Consider the following 17,937-nt stretch of genomic DNA (forward strand, 5'->3'; position numbering starts at 1 on the left):
CATAGCATCGGTCGCGATCGGGGTATGCGAAAGCGTGCCCGGCCGCGCCATGACAGCGCGGAACGAATGTCCCTGCGTCCTGATCCTCAGTTTTCGAGGCTCCCATGTTCGCCTTCTTTACCCGTTCGATCGCCGCCAAACTTCTGGTCGTCACCGGCGTTGCCATCGGACTTGTGCTTTTCCTTTCCAATCTCGTTCTGATTTCTCAGACCCGTGATCGGGTTCATTCCCTGACAATGGAACAGGCCAATGCCGAGGCCAAATCCATCGCCCGCGAGATCGCCGGGGACATCGGCGAACTGGCAAGTGCGGCGCGCACCATGTCCGGCGTCATCGGTCGCGGCCACGAAGGAAAATCGCTCGACCGCCAGGGGATCACGAACATCCTCAAGGCCAACCTTGAGCAGAACCCATTCGCCTTCGGAAGCTGGATGGCGGAGGAACCCCGCGCCATCGACGGTCAGAAGGATGAAATCAAGGGCAAGCTTGAGCTCTCCGCCAATGACGACGGTGACTTTACGCCCTATTGGTCGAAAGATCGTAATGGCGACATCCAGTTCTCCACCTTCCGCGCGGACTATCCGGCAGAATGGTACGCACTCGCTGCCAAGAGCGGCAAAGGCGCGATCACCGCACCCTATCTCGCCGAAGGCACCGACGTTCCGACGACGATGAGCTCGATTGCCTATCCGGTCTATTCCGGCGGCAAGCTGCTCGGCGTGACGGGCGTCGACATGTCCCTGCTTTCGCTCTCCGAGAAGCTCAAGGCGTTGAAGCCATTTGAAACCGGGCGTGTGCTGCTCGTGGCGCAAGGCGCGCAGTGGCTCGTGGCCCCGACTGACGAGCTTCTGATGAAGTCATACGAAGCCGAAGGGGCCGACGCCCTCAAGACTTCGCTGTCGAACGGAACCGGCAGCCTCGTACCAAATCTTTCCGACGCAAGCGGCGAAGGCTACGACCGCCTGCTCTACCCCTTTGCCGTTCCCGGCGTGAACGCCACCTGGGCGGTGATCATCGACATTCCGCATGCTGCGATCAACGCACCGATCGAGGCACAGACCATGATGATGATCATTGGCGGCCTGATCGTACTTGCAGCCGTGATGCTGGCGCTGTTCCTTGCAGTGCGTTCGATCGCCCAGCGCCCGCTGCACGGGCTGGTCGGCGACGTCGAACGCATGACCAAGGGCGACTACGCCAGTGACGTCTCAAACCAAGATCGCCAGGATGAGATCGGTCTTGTCGCCAAGGCGCTCGACGGCTTCCGCCACAAGCTCGCCGAAAGCAACATGCTTGCCGCCGAAGCCGATGCACAGCGCAAGGCCGCTGAAGGCGAGCGCCGTCGCAACGAAGACGAACGCACTCGATCCGCTTCGGTGCAACAGCATGTCGTGACCGCGCTCGGAAGCGGTCTCGCGCAGCTCTCTCAGGGCAATCTCACCTATCGGATCGCCGACGAATTCCCGGGCGAGTATGCCGCCCTGAAGCGCGACTTCAACGATGCCGTGACAAGCCTCGAACAGGCGCTCGCCTCTGTGAACGGCAGCGTGGTCAACATTGCCGCCGGCACCAGCGAGATCTCCGAAAGCGCTGCAGACCTTTCCAAGCGAACCGAGCAGCAGGCGGCGAGCCTTGAGGAGACGGCGGCGGCTCTGAACGAGCTGACCGAACAGGTCAATTCGAGCGCCGACAATGCAGGGACAGCGGCAAACACCGTTTCGGTTGCAGTGAAGGATGCCGAAAAGTCTGGCGAGGTAGTACAGAAAGCAGTTGCCTCGATGCATGGCATCGAGCAGTCGTCGCAGGAAATCTCCCGCATCATCGGTGTCATCGACGAGATCGCCTTCCAGACCAACCTGCTCGCGCTCAATGCGGGCGTGGAAGCGGCCCGCGCCGGGGAAGCCGGCAAGGGCTTTGCCGTCGTCGCGCAGGAAGTTCGTGAACTCGCCCAGCGGTCGGCAACGGCCGCCAAGGAGATCAAGGCGCTGATCAATGCCTCGGCCGCCCAGGTCAAGGATGGCGTCGAGCTTGTCGGCGAGGCCGGGCAGACGCTCGAGAAGATCGCCCAGCAAGTCATGCAGATCAACGGCCTCATCCGTCAGATCTCCGCTTCGGCCAGCGAACAGGCCTCCGGCCTCAAGGAGGTCAATGCTGCGGTCAACCAGATGGACCAGGTGACCCAGCAGAACGCTGCGATGGTGGAAGAGACGACGGCGGCCAGCATGGCGCTGCGCAACGAGTCCGATACGCTGCGCGGCCTGGTGGCGAAGTTCCAGGTAACCGGCGCTGCTGCGCCAGTTGCGGCCCTGCGCGCTGCGGCGGAAACGATGCGAAGCCCCGCAACCTCAACGGCTGCAAGCCCCAGAGCACCGGTCTATACGCCGGCCCCTCGCAAGATGGCGGCGGCAGGCGGCGCTGCGGCAAGTGCGGACAATTGGGAAGAGTTCTGAGGTTCAGAGCCCAAGTCCAAATCCAAATCAAAGGGCGCTGCCGAGGCAGCGCCCTTATTCGTTTGATCAAAGGCGGGCAAAGCGCTCGATCAACAGATCGAAGAAGCCGTCGGCATCGACGCTGCGCATGAAGGTCGCATTCGGCGTGCGGCCGGAGACGCGCCACCAGTCGACAACGGTCATGCCGACCGTCAGCTCGGACTGAAGCTCGATTTCGACATTGCAATGACGTCCGCTGAAGAGTTCCGGCTTCAGAAGGTAGGCAACCACCGTCGGATCATGCAGCGGCCCGCCATCCGAGCCGTATTTCTCCTCGTCGAAGCGCTCGAAGAATTCCAGCCACTCGACCATGACCTTGGCCGGCTTTGTGCCGAGCGCCGCCATGCGCGCAACGCGGGCCTTGGTGGTCATCAGCTGGTGGGTGACATCGAGCGGCATGATGGTGACCGGGATGCCCGAGCCGAGGACGGCAGCGGCGGCATGCGGATCGACATAGATGTTGAATTCGGCGGCCGGCGTGATGTTGCCCCCCTCGGAGAAGCCACCACCCATCATCACCAGTTCCTTGACGCGCGGGGCGATGTCCGGCGCCTTCTGAAGCGCAAGGCCGATATTCGTCAGCGGGCCGAGCGTGCAGAGCGTGACGGTGCCTGCCGGCTCGTTGCGGACCGTCTCGATGATGAAGTCCACGGCGTGCTGGCTCTGGACGGCCATTGTCGGTTCGGGGAGAACCGCACCATCAAGTCCGGTCTTGCCATGGACGTGTTCGGCTGTGACGAGCGGGCGTACCATGGGCCGATCAGCCCCTTCGAAGACGCGCCGGTCGGTCTCGCCGCAGAGCTCGCAGACGATACGGGCATTGCGGCTCGTCATCGTGAGGGGCACGTTGCCGGCGACCGTGGTGATGCCAAGCAGGTCGAGTTCATCCGGGCTCGCAAAGGCGAGCATGAGGGCGGCGGCATCGTCCTGACCGGGGTCGGTATCGATGATGATCTTGCGGGGTTCTGTCATGGAGCAATCCTAAAGTCGAAAGGCCGAGGCTTGGAACGCGGGTTCGCTTTTGTCAAGCAAGACAGTGCTTGTCGAGGGCCGTGCGATTTCCCATATTTGGCAGACGACGACAGTCCTTGAGGGCTGCACAAGGGAATGAAATGACGCGCAACAGACTGCCATCCGAAGCCTTCATCATCACCTTCGACACCGGCGACGGTAGCGCCTTTCGGCGCCCACGGGGTAGCGATGGCTACCCGCCCTATGACATCGAGCGACTGCCGCCGCAGAAAGGCAGCGAACGGCTGCGCGTGACGCTCGCCGTGGCAGGCTTCGCAGAGGACGAACTCGATGTCAGCGTGGAGGCCAGTCAGCTCGTGATTCGTGGCAAGCAGGCCGAACGCGAGGAGGCAGACTATCTCTTCCGCGGCATTGCCTCACGTCAGTTCCAGCGGGTCTTTGCCATCGAAGACGGCATGGAGGTGACCGGGGCTTCGCTGAGAAACGGTCTTCTGGCAATCGAGATCATCCGCCATGATCCCGTGCATCTGGTAAGGAAAATTAACATCTCCACCGCAGAATGAAGTTCGCGGCAATGTTCTGCCGCCTCTCCCTCATTCGCGGAGGATCGGAATGTTACTCAAAGAAGCCTCATCCCGCCTGACGAAATCCGAACTGGCGCATCTCGGCGCCGGCGAAGTGGGCTATATCAGGAAGATGAAATCGGACGACGTGTCCCGCTGCTTTCCGGAGGCCCCGGAAATCGATCCAACGCTGGATCTCTGGGCGCTGTTTGCCGCGGACGGTACGCCGATCCTGCTCACCGACAACAGGTCCAGCACCTTCTTCAAGGCAGCAGAAGACGACCTCAAGACCGTTTCGCTGCACTAACAAGTGCAGCGAGCCGCCATCTCACAGAGATGCGAATCAGCGCTTTTGAAATGTGAGATAGGCCGATGACCGGCCTTCACGCCGAGCCTTGGCTTCATAGCGTGTCCCCGGCCAGCCCTCATAGGGCGTGAGCCAATCGCTCGCATTGCGGGCCAGCCACTCAAAACCACCATGATCGCGGCAGTGTTGCAGCGTCCAGTTGACGTAGGTGTCGATGTCGGAGGCGAAGCAGAAGGTGCCTTCCGGCTTCAGGACCTTGTGGAAGCGCTGCAGATTCACTTGCGAGACGAAACGTCGCTTCCAGTGCTTTTTCTTGGGCCAGGGATCAGCGTAGAGAAGATCGATCTGGTCGATCTGGCCTTCCGGCAACCAGTCCAGCAATTGGGTCGCGTCATCATCATAGACGCTAATGTTCTTCAGACCCTCGGCCTCGACGACCGCGAGTAGTTTTGCCATGGAATTGACGAAGGGTTCGACACCGATAAAGCCGGTCGTCGGATTGTTCCGGGCCCGGTGAACCAGATGCTCACCGCCCCCGAAGCCGATTTCGAGACGGATCTTGTCGACGGGAATAGGGAAAAGCGACCTGAGATCACCCGGCACCGGCGACGCCAGGTCGACCTTCAGCTCCGGCAGGACGGTTTCCATGCGCTCGACCTGTTGCTCGCGCAACGGCTTGCCCTTGCGTCGACCGAAGAAAGCTTCGGTCGACCTCGTCCTGCGTTCCTGTTCCGTCATTCAGATCAAGCCTTGATCGCATCCTTGAGCGGCTTGACCAGGTCCAGCTTCTCCCAGGAGAAGGAACCATCACGGCCAGCCTTGCGGCCGAAATGGCCGTAGGCCGACGTCTTAGCATAGATCGGCTTGTTCAGGTCAAGATGGCGGCGGATGCCCGATGGGGACAAGTCCATGACCTTGCGGATGCCGGCTTCGACCTCGTCCTCGGTCACCTTGCCGGTGCCATGCAGGTCGACATAGATCGACAGCGGCTGGGCAATGCCGATGGCATAGGAGATCTGGATCGTGCAGCGGTCAGCCAGACCGGCAGCGACGACGTTCTTTGCGAGGTAGCGGGCAGCGTAAGCGGCCGAGCGGTCGACCTTGGTCGTGTCCTTGCCGGAGAAGGCGCCACCGCCATGGGGGGCTGCACCGCCATAGGTGTCGACGATGATCTTGCGGCCGGTGAGGCCGGCGTCACCATCCGGGCCGCCGATGACGAACTTGCCGGTCGGGTTGATATACCACGCGCAATCGTCGGCAATTTTCAGGTCGCCCAGTGCTTCCTGGATATAGGGCTCGACGACCTCGCGAACCTTCTTGGAGTCCCAGCTCTCGTCGAGGTGCTGGGTGGAGAGAACGATCGACGTTGCTTCGGCAGGCTTGCCGTCAACGTAACGGACGGTGACCTGGCTCTTGGCGTCGGGGCCGAGCTTGCCGACATCGCCCTCGCCCTTCTTGCGGGCGGCAGAGAGCGTCTGCAGGATCTTGTGTGAATAATAGATCGGGGCCGGCATCAGGTCCGGCGTTTCCTTGCAGGCGTAACCGAACATGATGCCCTGGTCGCCAGCGCCTTCGCTGTTGGAACTGTCGGCCGCCTTGTCGACGCCCTGGGCGATGTGGGCCGACTGCGAATGCAGGAGCACATCGATCTTGGCCGTCTTCCAGTGGAAACCGTCCTGCTCATAGCCGATGTCGCGGATCGCCTTGCGTGCGGCGGACTTGAACTTCGCGGGGTTGATGACCTCGTTGCCATTCTTGTCGGTCTTCATCAGGCTCGGCGGAAGACGGACTTCACCGGCAATGACGACACGGTTGGTGGTAGCAAGCGTTTCGCAGGCGATGCGTACGGTCCAGGGATCGACACCAGTCTTGGCGGCTTCGCGGTAAACGAGATCGACGATTTCGTCGGAGATTCGGTCACAAACCTTGTCCGGATGACCTTCGGATACGGATTCGCTTGTGAAAAGATAATTCGCACGCATCGGGATTCCCCTCAAAGTATGGATGGCGGGCATCGTTACTCAGTTCGAAACCCGATGACAAGGACACAACCACATAAATATATCTTTATGTGAGTAAATTTTTCCTTCCGCGGGCACAAAAAAAGCGGCCCTGCGGCCGCTCTCTTTGTCAGGAGTGCATCCAGCTCACTCGCTGTCTGCTTCAGCCGCCAGCGCCTTGACGAGGTCAACGATCTTGCGACGGACCTTGGCGTCGCCAATCTTTACAAAGGCGCGGTTGAGCTGCAGGCCTTCGGAAGACGACAGGAAGTCGACAACGTAATTCGAGCTGGAGGCTTCTGCCATGCCCGCACCCGACGGCTGCTCGCCCGGCGCATCTTCGAAGAAGAAGGAAACCGGCACAGTCAGAATGTTGGAGATGTTCTGAAGGCGGCTCGCACCAACGCGGTTGGTACCCTTTTCATACTTCTGGATCTGCTGAAAGGTGATCCCGAGGCTTTCACCAAGCTTCTCCTGGCTCATGCCCAGCATCGTACGACGAAGGCGAATCCGGCTTCCGACATGGATGTCAATCGGGTTCGGCTTCTTCTTGTTCTCGATCATTAATGTCGTCCTGACAAAATTGTTGGCGTTGCGACCATAACCCCTTGCCCGCCAAACCATAACGAGACGTTGTGCTCGCCATCGATCATCTTTCAGCATACTTGCAGATTATCGGTCTGATCCACTATGCAATTTTAGGGGTTTTTGGTCAATTCGTCCGCCTAATAAAACCCAGACTAGAAACTACAGCCAGAAGGCTCATGAACACCAGCACCAACCAAAAGTTTAAATTGTGGTTGTGGATGTTTTTTTCCGGAACAGATTCTATACCGAAGGTTGAATCTGCGGCTCCGACGGCATCAAGAGAAAGTCCCTCAATGACACGTCCATAGGGGTCGATCACAGCGGAAATGCCGTTATTGGCTACCCGGATCAGCGGCACGCCAGTCTCCACGGCGCGCAAACGGGCCTGAAGGAAGTGCTGGTATGGGCCCGGGGTTGCGCCGAACCAGGCGTCATTGGTGACGTTCAAGATGACACTGGCGCCGGCGAGATCAGGGGCAATTTCCGCCGGAAAGATCGCCTCGTAGCAGATCAACGGATAGAGCCCGATGCCGGAGGGAAGCGTCAGTGGCGTGCGGCTGGATGCTGCGGTGAAGCCGCCGGGCAGGCTTATCAGCTCCTCGATCCCGAATTCCCGCAACAGCCCCTCATAGGGCACGTATTCGCCGAAGGGCGTGAGATGGACCTTGTCGCTTGCGGCGAGGATCTGGCCCTTGTCGTCGATCATGTAGACGGAATTGTAGTAGAGCGGCATCTGGCCCGCGCCCCGCTCTTCGGCCCGAACGGCGCCAGTCAGCAGGATCTGCCCTTCCTCGAGCACATCGCCAATGCGCGCCAGAGCATCAGGGTTTTCCGTCAGGATGAAGGGGACCGAGGTTTCCGGCCAGACGATCACATCCGGCCGGGGCTTGCCTTCCTCCGGTGCTGCTGCCGTCAGCGCCAAGTGCTTCTCGAAGATGCCAATGCGGTCGGTGTTCTCCATCTTTTGCGACTGATCGATCGATGGCTGCACGAGGCGGACAGTGAGTGTCTTGTCCGTCGGAGCCACCGGCGCGACATACAGGCGGTAGGCGCCATAGCCCAGATGAGCGCTGAGAAGGCTCGCGGCCAGCAGCAAACCGGGCCACGCCCCGCGACGCGTGCCGAGGAGTGCCGGAGCCGCAAAGACAAAGACGGCCAGCGGCGTGATGGCGAGGACGCCGAGCACATGGCTCGACTGCATCATCAGGGGGACGGGCATGGCGGCATAGCCGATCGCATTCCAGGGGAAACCGGTCGCGACGAAGCTGCGGAGCCACTCGGCAAAGCCGAAGGCGGCAGCAAGTGCTGCTATGCGGCCCATCCCATCCGACCAGACGAGACGTGCAAGCACCGTGGCCAGTCCATAGAAGATGGCGAGCACGGCGGGCAGGCCGAGAACCGCAAGCGGGATTGCCCAGGCGAATTCGTCCGCTTCCAGAAGCAGAGCGTTTCCGAGCCACCAGAGGCCACAGACAAAATACCCTAGGCCAAAGAGCCAGCCCGTCCAGAAGGAGGACGACAGCCCTGCCCTGCCCGTATCGGCATTGCCGGTCGCACCGTCCAGCAGCCAGACCAGCAGCGTGAAGGAGATGAACATCGATGCGAAGATGTCGAAGGGCGGCAGGGCGAGCGCCCCGATTGCGCCTGCGAGCACCGCGAGCCCTGCCCGCCTGAGACCCCACATGAGCAGGATCCTCGCTGCCAAAGCCTGCATGTCCACCCCTTCTGCCCCGAATCAATCGCGGGCAGTCTCCCAAAAAACGGAGGCCCTGTCGCGGTTTTCGCTGCGGAGTGTGGCGACCGTCAGACTGACGTGCGCTCGGCGTTTTCCATCTCGGCCACGGTGCCTTCCGGGACGGTCTCGGCTGCAGGTGGCGTTTCGACCTTTGGCGCGCGGGGCTTGGCGGCGGCCCTTGTCCGTGGCTTCGGTGCAGCCTCACCCGCGGAGACGGCTGTGGCGTTCGGGGTCTTCGTCTCGGCAGCCTCGTCAGCACGCGCCTCGACATCACCCTTGGCGGTCGAGCGACGGCGGGCGCCGGCCCGCTTGCGGCCGATCCGGACGCGCTTGATGCGACGTGGATCTGCATCCAGAATGTGGAATTCGAAGCCGGGCAGAGCCTGGACAACTTCGCCACGCGCCGGGATGCGTCCAAGCGCCGAGAAGATCAGACCACCCAGCGTGTCGACGTCTTCGATCCGGTCGGCAATGTCGAAATCCGGGCCGATCGCTTCGGCGATCTCTTCGAGTTCGACGCGGGCGTCGGCGATAATAACGTCGTCGGAAACACGGCTGAACATGACTTCTTCGTCGTCATGTTCGTCATCGATGTCGCCGATGACCATTTCGACGATGTCCTCGTGGCTGACGAGACCGTCGGTGCCACCATATTCGTCGATCACGAGCGCCATCTGGGTGCGCGCTGCTTGCATGCGGCTCATTAGGTCGGAGGCGAGCATCGAGGGCGGCACGAAAAGGATCGAGCGGATGATGCCGGCTTCGGCGACCGTCTTGCTGAGGTCGATGCGGGCCAGATCAAAGTCGATCTTCGGCTTGGCAGACTTCTCGACCTTTTCGGCCTTTTCAGCCTTCTCGCCACCGTTCGCTCCGGTGGTGGCCTTGGCCGTCACACGCCGGCGACTGCGGGCCTGCTTGGTGACGTAGGACAGCAGGTCACGGATGTGGACCATGCCGCGCGGATCGTCCAGCGTGTCGGCATAGACGGGCATGCGCGAGCGACCGGAAACGTCGAAGATGGTCATCAACTCGCCAATGGTCACACTCTGATCGACCGCTTCGATATCGACACGCGGGACCATGATGTCTTCAACGCGCACTTCGCGGAAGCGGAGAATGTTGTTGAGCATCGCCCGCTCTTCGGGCGTGAAAGCCTCTCCGAGGCTGGCATCGGCGCTCAGGGCGACCGTCAGGTCTTCGCGCAGGGTCGTGGTGGAGGACGGCTTCAGTATTCGGCCCAGACGGGCCCAGAAGGAAGGATGTTGGCGTGCCGAGCTTTCCGCTCGGGTAGGACTACTGCCCTCGTCCGAAGACGATCCTTCGTTGCTTTCTTTGGCCTCGGGGGCCGTTTTCGTCGCAAAATCGGTCATTGTTCCAAACTATCAGATGGGGTCCTGCCCCGCATAGGGGTCAGATAGGCCAAGTTCCGCCAGAATGCGAGTCTCCAGCGCTTCCATTTTTTCGGCGTCATCGGCCTCGATATGGTCGTAGCCGAAGAGATGCAGGAATCCGTGAACCATCAAGTGGGTCAAATGATCCTCGAAACTCTTTTCGAGATCGACTGCCTCACGCTCGACTGTCTCCCGGGCGATGATGATATCGCCGAGCATCGGACCCGGCATCTTGCCGGGGGTCACCGGGAAAGCGGGAAAGGACAGGACATTGGTCGGCTTGTCCTTGTTGCGCCATTCCGCATTGATCTCGCGGATCATTTCGTCGTCGCCGAAGACGAGCGAAACCTCTGTCGGCTGCTTCGGAAAGGGCTGACGTTCTTTTGCAGCGAGATGGTTTTCAGCAGTACCGAGAACGCGAAGGGCCAAAGCCTCCAACGCGGTCTCGTCTGCCCAACCCTCGGCCTCGACGGCAATCTGTATATCCAACTTGGTCATAGTTTGATCGCAGAGCGGGCTTAGTGCTCGCTCTGCTCGCTCTCGTCCTGTACCTTGTACTTGGCGTCATAGGCCTGCACGATGCGGCCGACAAGCGGGTGGCGCACCACATCCGTATCCTTGAAGCGGACCACCGATACGCCCTCCACGCCCTTCAGCACCTGCAAGGCCTCGACGAGACCTGACGTCACGCCGCGCGGCAGATCGACCTGGCTCGGGTCGCCGGTGATGATCATGCGGCCGTTCTCGCCGAGACGGGTGAGGAACATCTTCATCTGCATCGAGGTGGTGTTCTGCGCCTCGTCGAGGATGATCGCGGCATTGGCCAGCGTCCGTCCGCGCATGAAGGCGAGCGGGGCAATTTCAATGACGCCAGCGGTGATGGCGCGCTCGACCTTGTCGCCGGGGATCATGTCGTAGAGCGCGTCATAGAGCGGGCGTAGATACGGATCGACCTTTTCCTTCATGTCGCCGGGCAGGAAGCCGAGACGCTCGCCAGCTTCGACGGCCGGACGGGTCAGGACAATGCGATCGACAACGCCGCGCTCCAGCAACTGGGCCGCATGGGCAACGGCGAGATAGGTCTTGCCGGTGCCGGCAGGACCAACGCCGAAGACCATTTCCGATCGTTCGAGCGCGCGCATGTAGGCGTCCTGGGTCGGGGTACGGGCGGCAATCGTCTTCTTGCGCGTGGAGATCTGCGCCATCGAGAGCTTGGCTTTGCGCTCCATCGTCGGAAGAGAAAGCTGATCGTCGGCGGCCACCGCCATGCGGATTGCCCCTTCGACATCCGAAGCGTCGACCGAGACGCCGCTCTGCAGGCGGGCATAGAGGAAATCGAGTGCGCGTCGGGCCTGGTTGGTGGCCTGCAACTCGCCCGTGATGGCGACAGAATTGCCACGGGCGCGGGCTTCGATCTGAAGGCGCTGCTCGAGAAGTTTCAGATGTTGGTCGAATTGACCGAAGAGCTCGCTCGCAAGCCGGTTGTTCTCGAACGTCAAGATGAAGTGATTGGCGTCGGTCGCAGTTGTGCGGACATTGCGCGAGGGTGAAGAAACCACTTCTGTTGCGTTCAAGCGATCAGGCTCCTGTTCGATCAGGTTCAGGCCCTCACTCTAACCCTCTGCCACCTCGGCAAACAAGCTGTTTGGGCCGGCTGCGGTGATTCGTACCTGTATAATGTCACCGATTTGCGATGACTTTGCATCAACATTCACAGACTGCAGCCAGGGCGAACGGCCGATGAGCTGTCCCGGCATACGGCCCGGCTTCTCCAGAAGCAGATCGATGGTCTTGCCGATCATCGACTGCATGAAGGCTTGCTGCTGGTCGAGCAGCAACGCCTGCAGCCGTGCCAGGCGTTCCGTCTTCACATCCTCGGCCACGTGATCGGGCAGGTCGGCGCCGGGTGTGCCGGGACGTGTCGAATACTTGAACGAATAAGCCTGCGCGTAGTTCACTTCGCGAACGAGATTCATTGTGTCCTCGAAGTCCTGATCCGTCTCGCCCGGGAAACCGACGATGAAATCGCCCGAAAGCGCGATGTCTGGACGGACAGAGCGGATGCGCTCAATCAGGACGACGTATTCGGAGGCCTTGTGGCGCCGGTTCATGGCCTTGAGGATCCGGTCGGAGCCGGACTGCACCGGCAGATGCAGATAGGGCATCAGCATGCGCAGGTCGCGATGTGCCTCGATCAGACGGTCATCCATGTCGCGCGGGTGGCTGGTGGTGTAGCGCAAACGGGCGAGACCGGGGATTTCCGCCAGCTTGTAGAGGAGGTCACCGAGACCGATCGCCCTGCCCTCTCCATCCTCGCCATGCCAGGCATTGACGTTCTGGCCGAGCAGTGTCAGTTCGCGCACGCCTGAATCGACGAGGCGACGGGCTTCGGTCAGCAATTGGGAGAGCGGGCGGGAGACTTCCGAGCCACGGGTATAGGGCACGACGCAGAAGGTGCAGAACTTGTCGCAGCCTTCCTGAACGGTGAGGAATGCCGTGACCGAGCGCGGCTTGCCAACGACCTTGGTCGGGTCCGGCAGATGCTCGAACTTGTCTTCCAGCGCATATTCGGTATCGACCACGCGCTCGCCGGCGCGGGCCTTGTGCAGCGCCTGCGGCAGACGGTGATAGGTCTGCGGGCCAATGACGACGTCAACGGCCGGCTCTCGACGGGAAATCTCCTCGCCCTCGGCCTGTGCCACACAGCCGGCGACGCCGATCATGAATTCCTTGCCTTCCGCCGCACGCACCTTCTTGTGCTCACGCAAGCGGCCGAGCGCCGAATAGACCTTTTCGGCGGCCTTCTCACGGATATGGCAAGTGTTCAAGAGGACGAGATCGGCCTCTTCCATGACCTCGGTCGGGGAATAGCCATCCGCCGCCAGGGCATCGGCCATGCGGCCGCTGTCATAGACGTTCATCTGGCAGCCATAGGTCTTGATGAAGACCTTGCGCGTGTTGGCGGCCGGCGCCGGGGTTTCGGAGAGGGTCGCGGTTTCCTGGGTCATGGCGCGCTATTTAGTGGTTTTCGGGCCGCGATTAAACCGAAAAATTGTCTGTAGGGCTCAGCGACCGTGACGGCCGCGCAGATGGGCGAGCAGCATCGAGCGCAACTGCTCCTCAATATGGGTGGCAAGAGTCTTGCGGCTGTCGCCCTTTTTGAACTCCACCGTCTCTCCAAAGGTGACATCGACATCGATGGCCCCTGCACGCAGGACGCCGAGCAGATGCTCCACCAGGCCGATGTCGCCTGGCCAGCCAGCGATCGGCCGATGATAGCGGCCCATGGGCATGCCCTGAACGCGGGTATAGGCGATCGCGACCGGCTGGACATGTACCACCGCGTCGTCTTCGGGTGGCAGGGCGGCTGCGGCCGCCCCAAAGAGCGAGGACTTAATGCCAAGAATACGATTGCCATCGGAGGTCGTACCTTCCGGGAAGAGCACGACGATTTCGCCATCGGCCATGCGGGCCGCGATCTCGTTGACCTGGTCACCGGTTCGGCGCTTTTCTTCCCGCACGACGAAGATAGTTTTCTGCAACCTTGCCAGGAAGCCGAAGACGGGCCAGGAAGCGACCTCGGTCTTGGCGATGAAGGTGACGTCGGCGAGGGAACCGAGGACGAGAATATCTTTCCAGGAGGCGTGATTGGCGGCGATCATCAGCGGACGGCGGGTGTCGAGCGCGCCGTGGACATGGACGCGGATGCCGAGGAACCAGAGGGCCAGACGATGCCAGTGGTGCGGCAAACGCCGGCGAAGCGGCCAGTCGAAGCGCAGTGCCAAAAGCTGGACCGGGATCAGCAGGCCAGAGACCACGAGCAGTACGATCAGATAGAGCCCGACCCTCAGCCAGTTGATCACGCGGGCCTCACTGGCATGGCGGGCATTGGCTCACTTCTCGTCTTTCGACAGCGGAATGCCATAGAGCTCAAGACGGTGACCGACGAGGCGGAAGCCGTGTTCGCGGGCAATGCGCTCCTGGAGCGCTTCGATTTCCGGAGAGTGGAATTCGACGACGGTCCCGGTCTTCAGGTCGATCAGGTGATCGTGGTGTTCTTCCGGCACAGTCTCGTAGCGCGAGCGTCCATCGCGGAAATCGTGCCGCTCGATGATGCCGGCGTCTTCGAAGAGTTTGACGGTGCGGTAGACCGTCGAGATCGAGATTTTGGCGTCGATCTTGGAGGAGCGACGATAGAGCTCCTCGACATCCGGGTGATCGTCGGATTCTTCGAGGATGCGAGCGATGACGCGGCGCTGCTCGGTCATGCGCATGCCCCGCTCGGCACACAGCGCTTCCAACGATTTCAGGGCGTCATTCATGGTGTCAGCATATCCGCAGAAGGTCGGTTCGTCCAACCGACCGGTTAGCGAAGATCACGGCGCATGACAAGCGCAGAGGACCGGCGGCCGTTTTCGTCGGTGTAATAGGCCGGACGCTCGCCGGCCTTCTCGAAGCCGAGCTTGCGGTAGAGGCCAAGGGCTGCGTGGTTGCCGTCATCGACCTCGAGGAACATGGATTCACCGCCCCTCGCCTTCGCCTCGCGCAGAGCCGCCTGCATGAGGCGCCAGCCGAGGCCGAAGCGGGCGACCTTGTCGCCGACGGCAATCGTCAGGATCTCCGCCTCGCCGGCCACTTCGCGGGAGAGGACAAAGCCGGCCAACGGCGCCTTGAAGACCAGCGTATTGGTCTGCCAGGCAGCAAAGCCGAAGCTGTTGGGCTGGAGGAGCAGGCTGAGGAACTCGCCATCGCCCCAGGCGCGGGGGAAGCGCTGGGCATGCAACTCGGCCACTGCACGGCAGTGTTCGGAGGTCATGGGCACGATTTCGAATTCGGGCTGGCGGTAGAACAGGCTGTCGCGCATGTCAGGCTCTCGATACGGCAAATCCCGTCTGCGGTTTCGCATCCGGTCCGCGCAGATAAAGCGGCTTCGGCTTGCCCTGAGCTTTCGCCGTTGCTGAAATGCGCGCGACGATCTCGATCGGATAGTGATCGGGGGCGGTTTCAGCCTCGTGGTCGGCGGCGAGAGCCGAGGCCGAACCGACGAGCACCGTGCCCGGAATGGCAGCTCGGGCGAGATAGTCGTCGAGCTCCAGCAGCAGTGGCTCACCCTGCGGCGCACCGTGTTCGAAGCTCTGGGCATATACCTGATCGCGATGGGCGTTGATCGCGGCCAGCACGGGCTTTTCCGGTTCGGATGCGGTCTGCGCCAGCACTTCGAGTGTCGAGACGCCGACGCATTCCACGCCGAGCGCGAGAGCCAGGCCACGGGCTGCGGCAACACCGACACGGATGCCGGTGAAAGAGCCGGGTCCGACGGTCACGCCAATGCGCTCGATATCGCCGAGCGTCAGCCCGGCTTCGGCGAGCGCCTCGTCGATCATCGCCATTAGCCGTTCGGCATGGCCACGGCCGATTGTTTCGCTAACGCGACCGAGAATGGTGCCGGCATCAGAATCAAAAACGGCGGCTGCGCAGTCCACACCCGCCGTGTCGATCGCAAGAACGATCATGTCGTCTCCAGTCCGGTCAAATCAGACCGCTTCGACTTCCTGCACTTCCGGAACGAAGTGGCGCAGCAGGTTCTGCACGCCATGCTTCAGGGTTGCCGTCGAGGACGGGCAGCCAGCGCAGGAACCCTTCATGTTGAGGAAGACCTTGCCGTCCTTGAAACCGCGGAAGGTGATGTCGCCGCCATCCTGGGCGACGGCGGGGCGGACGCGGGTCTCGAGCAGTTCCTTGATGGTCGCGACGATCGTCTCGTCGCCGGCATCGAAGAATTCCTCATCGCTGTCGTTCTGTGCTGAGGTCGAGGCCGTGCCCATGACCGGGGCACCGCTCATGAAATGCTCCATGATCGTGCCGAGGATCGCCGGCTTCAGGTGATGCCATTCGGGGCCGTCCTTGGAGACAGTGACGAAATCGTAGCCAAAGAAGACGCCGGTAACGCCCGGGATCGCGAAGATGCGTGCCGCAAGCGGAGAAGCGCTCGCGCTGGTGGCATCGCGGAATTCGGCGGTGCCGGTTTCCATGACCACCTTGCCGGGGAGGAATTTCAGGGTCGCCGGGTTCGGCGTGGCTTCGGTCTGGATGAACATGTTGGCCTCCGGGCGGTGAGTGCACCGCTAAAGATTAGAATGTTTCAAAAATAGACCCTGCAGGCTCCATCTTCAAGACGTGATCGGCAGGATGCTCAAATTAGCAAAGCGCGTCGATTTCTTCATTGGTCAGCGTATCCGGCAGGACCGTGACCGGGATAGGGAAAGCGGCAGCCCGACCGGCGATCATCGAGACCAGAGGGCCCGGACCGTCCTTGGTCGAGCCTGCGGCCAGAACGAGGATCGCGATGTCGCGGTCTTCTTCGATCAGACTATTGATCTCGGGATAGGCGCTTCCCTCGCGGATGATCAGCTCAGGCTCGATGCCGATGGTATCGCGTACCGTCTGGGCAGCCTTGGCCATGATGGCTTCGGCCTCTTCCCGGGCTTCTGCCCGCATGATCTCCTCGACACCCAGCCATTGCTGGAAATCACCTTCCGGGATCACATAGATCAGCACCAGTCCGCCATTGGAATTCTTGGCGCGGCGGCCGGCATAATGGACCGCACGCGAGCATTCCGGGGTGTTGTCGATCACCGCCATGAACTTGCGGCGGTGACCTTCAAGACGTGACAGACGCGTTGAAACCATAGAGAACCCCGCCGCCGGACTGATAACATGTGACGCTGGCGGGCTCCGGGCGTACCCGCCAGCGACCGAGACCTTATCGCACGAAGCCGATGATGTCGCGGACTTCGTTCATGGTCTTTTCGGCGCGGGTGCGGGCACGCTCGCCGCCGTCCCGGAGGACCGCATCAATGTGACCGGGGTCTTCCATGAGACGACGCATCTCGGCATTGATCGGGCCCAGTGCCGCGACCGCCAGATCGATCAGTGCCGGCTTGAAGACGGAGAACTGCTGGCCGCCGAACTCCGAAAGAACATCCGCTTTGGAGCGGTCCGCGAGCGCTGCGAAGATGCCGACGAGGTTGTCGGCTTCAGGGCGACCCTTGAGGCCATCGACTTCGCTCGGCAAGGCATCCGGGTCGGTCTTCGCCTTGCGGATCTTCTTCGAGATGGCGTCCTGATCGTCCATCAGGTTGATGCGCGAAAGGTCTGATGGATCCGACTTCGACATCTTCTTGGTGCCGTCCTTGAGGCTCATGACGCGGGGCGCCGGGCCATCGATCAACGGCTCCACCATCGGGAAATAGGCATGCACCGGCTCTTCGCCGACCTTGATGTCGATGCCGAGGCCCGTCGGCTTGATCTTGTCATGGAAGTCCAGGTTGAACTTCATGGCGATGTCGCGGGCGAGCTCCAGATGCTGCTTCTGGTCTTCACCAACAGGCACATGGGTCGCGCGGTAGACGAGGATGTCTGCGGCCATCAGGCTCGGATAGGCATAGAGGCCGAGCGAGGCCTGCTCGCGGTCCTTGCCGGCCTTGTCCTTGAACTGGGTCATCCGGTTCATCCAGCCGATGCGGGCGACGCAGTTGAAGATCCAGGCCAGTTCCGCGTGCTGCGGCACCTGGGACTGGTTGAAGACGATGTGCTTCTTCGGGTCGATGCCGGCGGCGAGGAAAGCCGCGGTGATCGAGCGGATCTGGGTCGCCATGTCCTCGTGGACGAGCTGGGCCGTCAGCGCATGCAGGTCGACGACGCAGTAGATGCAGTCGTTGTTTTCCTGGAGCGCGACGAACTTTCTGATGGCACCGAGGTAGTTTCCGAGATGGAGATTGCCGGTCGGCTGAACGCCGGAGAAAACCAGCGGCTTGAACTCAGTCATAATAATCCTCAACAGGCTGGTGGAGGGCCCGATCTTCTGATCGCGTCGGTCAGGGCTTATGCAC

Annotated in this window: 19 protein-coding genes; 3 read left to right on the forward strand and 16 right to left on the reverse strand. The window is 61.4% G+C overall.

The genetic code is table 11. From position 1 onward, the window contains the following. The first annotated feature begins 104 nt into the window (after positions 1-104). Complete coding sequence (locus tag IP85_RS07905; RefSeq protein ID WP_054149129.1) at positions 105-2,450, forward strand: methyl-accepting chemotaxis protein; 2,346 nt, start codon at positions 105-107, stop codon at positions 2,448-2,450. A gap of 66 nt (positions 2,451-2,516) precedes the next feature. Here IP85_RS07905 and IP85_RS07910 read toward each other — a convergent pair whose 3' ends face one another. Beyond that, a complete protein-coding gene (locus IP85_RS07910) occupies positions 2,517-3,461 on the reverse strand; it encodes a nucleoside hydrolase (protein WP_054149130.1) in 945 nt (314 codons plus the stop codon). A gap of 140 nt (positions 3,462-3,601) precedes the next feature. Between IP85_RS07910 and IP85_RS07915 the strand changes: the two genes are divergently transcribed. Together IP85_RS07915 and IP85_RS07920 are read left to right on the forward strand one after the other, a co-directional pair. Continuing rightward, positions 3,602-4,024 (forward strand): Hsp20 family protein, encoded by a 423-nt coding sequence (locus tag IP85_RS07915; protein WP_054149131.1) that lies wholly within the window; start codon positions 3,602-3,604, stop codon positions 4,022-4,024. A gap of 49 nt (positions 4,025-4,073) precedes the next feature. Further along, positions 4,074-4,331: a DUF1150 family protein gene (locus tag IP85_RS07920; RefSeq protein WP_054149132.1), complete on the forward strand. Its 258-nt coding sequence runs from the start codon at positions 4,074-4,076 to the stop codon at positions 4,329-4,331. A 36-nt stretch (positions 4,332-4,367) separates the two neighbouring features. On the opposite strand, the gene trmB is transcribed toward IP85_RS07920, so the two are convergent. From trmB to trpS, 15 genes are all read right to left on the reverse strand, one after another. Continuing rightward, positions 4,368-5,069 (reverse strand): tRNA (guanosine(46)-N7)-methyltransferase TrmB, encoded by a 702-nt coding sequence (gene trmB, locus IP85_RS07925; protein ID WP_054149133.1) that lies wholly within the window; start codon positions 5,067-5,069, stop codon positions 4,368-4,370. A gap of 5 nt (positions 5,070-5,074) precedes the next feature. Further along, the gene (gene metK, locus IP85_RS07930; RefSeq protein ID WP_054149134.1) at positions 5,075-6,313 is read right to left on the reverse strand and encodes a methionine adenosyltransferase; all 1,239 of its coding nucleotides are present in this window, start codon (positions 6,311-6,313) and stop codon (positions 5,075-5,077) included. 165 nt (positions 6,314-6,478) lie between these two features. Continuing rightward, on the reverse strand, positions 6,479-6,895 hold the full coding sequence (locus IP85_RS07935; RefSeq protein WP_054149135.1) for a helix-turn-helix domain-containing protein: 417 nt from the start codon (positions 6,893-6,895) through the stop codon (positions 6,479-6,481). 148 nt (positions 6,896-7,043) lie between these two features. Continuing rightward, positions 7,044-8,633: an apolipoprotein N-acyltransferase gene (gene lnt / locus IP85_RS07940; protein WP_054149136.1), complete on the reverse strand. Its 1,590-nt coding sequence runs from the start codon at positions 8,631-8,633 to the stop codon at positions 7,044-7,046. An 89-nt stretch (positions 8,634-8,722) separates the two neighbouring features. Then, positions 8,723-10,024, reverse strand: a complete 1,302-nt coding sequence (locus IP85_RS07945; RefSeq protein ID WP_245280831.1) for a hemolysin family protein — start codon at positions 10,022-10,024, stop codon at positions 8,723-8,725. A 12-nt stretch (positions 10,025-10,036) separates the two neighbouring features. Then, complete coding sequence (gene ybeY / locus IP85_RS07950) at positions 10,037-10,543, reverse strand: rRNA maturation RNase YbeY (RefSeq protein WP_054149137.1); 507 nt, start codon at positions 10,541-10,543, stop codon at positions 10,037-10,039. Positions 10,544-10,563: 20 nt separating this feature from the next. After that, a complete protein-coding gene (locus IP85_RS07955; RefSeq protein WP_054149138.1) occupies positions 10,564-11,619 on the reverse strand; it encodes a PhoH family protein in 1,056 nt (351 codons plus the stop codon). 39 nt (positions 11,620-11,658) lie between these two features. Further along, on the reverse strand, positions 11,659-13,053 hold the full coding sequence (gene miaB, locus IP85_RS07960; RefSeq protein ID WP_054149139.1) for a tRNA (N6-isopentenyl adenosine(37)-C2)-methylthiotransferase MiaB: 1,395 nt from the start codon (positions 13,051-13,053) through the stop codon (positions 11,659-11,661). A gap of 57 nt (positions 13,054-13,110) precedes the next feature. Then, entirely contained in the window at positions 13,111-13,908 is a 798-nt protein-coding gene (locus tag IP85_RS07965; protein WP_156322776.1) for a lysophospholipid acyltransferase family protein, read from the reverse strand. A 30-nt stretch (positions 13,909-13,938) separates the two neighbouring features. Further along, on the reverse strand, positions 13,939-14,367 hold the full coding sequence (locus IP85_RS07970; RefSeq protein WP_006728031.1) for a Fur family transcriptional regulator: 429 nt from the start codon (positions 14,365-14,367) through the stop codon (positions 13,939-13,941). A 44-nt stretch (positions 14,368-14,411) separates the two neighbouring features. Continuing rightward, positions 14,412-14,909, reverse strand: a complete 498-nt coding sequence (locus IP85_RS07975) for an N-acetyltransferase (protein WP_054149140.1) — start codon at positions 14,907-14,909, stop codon at positions 14,412-14,414. A gap of 1 nt (position 14,910) precedes the next feature. After that, the gene (gene tsaB, locus IP85_RS07980) at positions 14,911-15,558 is read right to left on the reverse strand and encodes a tRNA (adenosine(37)-N6)-threonylcarbamoyltransferase complex dimerization subunit type 1 TsaB (RefSeq protein WP_054149141.1); all 648 of its coding nucleotides are present in this window, start codon (positions 15,556-15,558) and stop codon (positions 14,911-14,913) included. Between the two features lie 21 nt (positions 15,559-15,579). Next, positions 15,580-16,143, reverse strand: a complete 564-nt coding sequence (locus IP85_RS07985) for a NifU family protein (protein ID WP_054149142.1) — start codon at positions 16,141-16,143, stop codon at positions 15,580-15,582. Between the two features lie 100 nt (positions 16,144-16,243). Continuing rightward, complete coding sequence (locus tag IP85_RS07990; RefSeq protein WP_054149143.1) at positions 16,244-16,735, reverse strand: universal stress protein; 492 nt, start codon at positions 16,733-16,735, stop codon at positions 16,244-16,246. A gap of 73 nt (positions 16,736-16,808) precedes the next feature. After that, on the reverse strand, positions 16,809-17,873 hold the full coding sequence (gene trpS, locus IP85_RS07995) for a tryptophan--tRNA ligase (RefSeq protein WP_054149144.1): 1,065 nt from the start codon (positions 17,871-17,873) through the stop codon (positions 16,809-16,811). Positions 17,874-17,937 lie beyond the last annotated feature (64 nt).

This window comes from Rhizobium sp. AAP116, from assembly GCF_001295785.1.
GTDB lineage: Bacteria > Pseudomonadota > Alphaproteobacteria > Rhizobiales > Rhizobiaceae > Allorhizobium.

What these genes read in the sequence shown, in the direction of transcription:
- IP85_RS07905 (WP_054149129.1), top strand. Translation starts at nt 105, where the DNA reads ATGTTCGCCTTCTTTACCCGTTCGATCGCCGCCAAACTTCTGGTCGTC.
- IP85_RS07910 (WP_054149130.1), bottom strand. Translation starts at nt 3,461, where the DNA reads ATGACAGAACCCCGCAAGATCATCATCGATACCGACCCCGGTCAGGAC.
- IP85_RS07915 (WP_054149131.1), top strand. Translation starts at nt 3,602, where the DNA reads ATGACGCGCAACAGACTGCCATCCGAAGCCTTCATCATCACCTTCGAC.
- IP85_RS07920 (WP_054149132.1), top strand. Translation starts at nt 4,074, where the DNA reads ATGTTACTCAAAGAAGCCTCATCCCGCCTGACGAAATCCGAACTGGCG.
- trmB (WP_054149133.1), bottom strand. Translation starts at nt 5,069, where the DNA reads ATGACGGAACAGGAACGCAGGACGAGGTCGACCGAAGCTTTCTTCGGT.
- metK (WP_054149134.1), bottom strand. Translation starts at nt 6,313, where the DNA reads ATGCGTGCGAATTATCTTTTCACAAGCGAATCCGTATCCGAAGGTCAT.
- IP85_RS07935 (WP_054149135.1), bottom strand. Translation starts at nt 6,895, where the DNA reads ATGATCGAGAACAAGAAGAAGCCGAACCCGATTGACATCCATGTCGGA.
- lnt (WP_054149136.1), bottom strand. Translation starts at nt 8,633, where the DNA reads ATGCAGGCTTTGGCAGCGAGGATCCTGCTCATGTGGGGTCTCAGGCGG.
- IP85_RS07945 (WP_245280831.1), bottom strand. Translation starts at nt 10,024, where the DNA reads ATGACCGATTTTGCGACGAAAACGGCCCCCGAGGCCAAAGAAAGCAAC.
- ybeY (WP_054149137.1), bottom strand. Translation starts at nt 10,543, where the DNA reads ATGACCAAGTTGGATATACAGATTGCCGTCGAGGCCGAGGGTTGGGCA.
- miaB (WP_054149139.1), bottom strand. Translation starts at nt 13,053, where the DNA reads ATGACCCAGGAAACCGCGACCCTCTCCGAAACCCCGGCGCCGGCCGCC.
- IP85_RS07970 (WP_006728031.1), bottom strand. Translation starts at nt 14,367, where the DNA reads ATGAATGACGCCCTGAAATCGTTGGAAGCGCTGTGTGCCGAGCGGGGC.
- IP85_RS07975 (WP_054149140.1), bottom strand. Translation starts at nt 14,909, where the DNA reads ATGCGCGACAGCCTGTTCTACCGCCAGCCCGAATTCGAAATCGTGCCC.
- tsaB (WP_054149141.1), bottom strand. Translation starts at nt 15,558, where the DNA reads ATGATCGTTCTTGCGATCGACACGGCGGGTGTGGACTGCGCAGCCGCC.
- IP85_RS07985 (WP_054149142.1), bottom strand. Translation starts at nt 16,143, where the DNA reads ATGTTCATCCAGACCGAAGCCACGCCGAACCCGGCGACCCTGAAATTC.
- IP85_RS07990 (WP_054149143.1), bottom strand. Translation starts at nt 16,735, where the DNA reads ATGGTTTCAACGCGTCTGTCACGTCTTGAAGGTCACCGCCGCAAGTTC.
- trpS (WP_054149144.1), bottom strand. Translation starts at nt 17,873, where the DNA reads ATGACTGAGTTCAAGCCGCTGGTTTTCTCCGGCGTTCAGCCGACCGGC.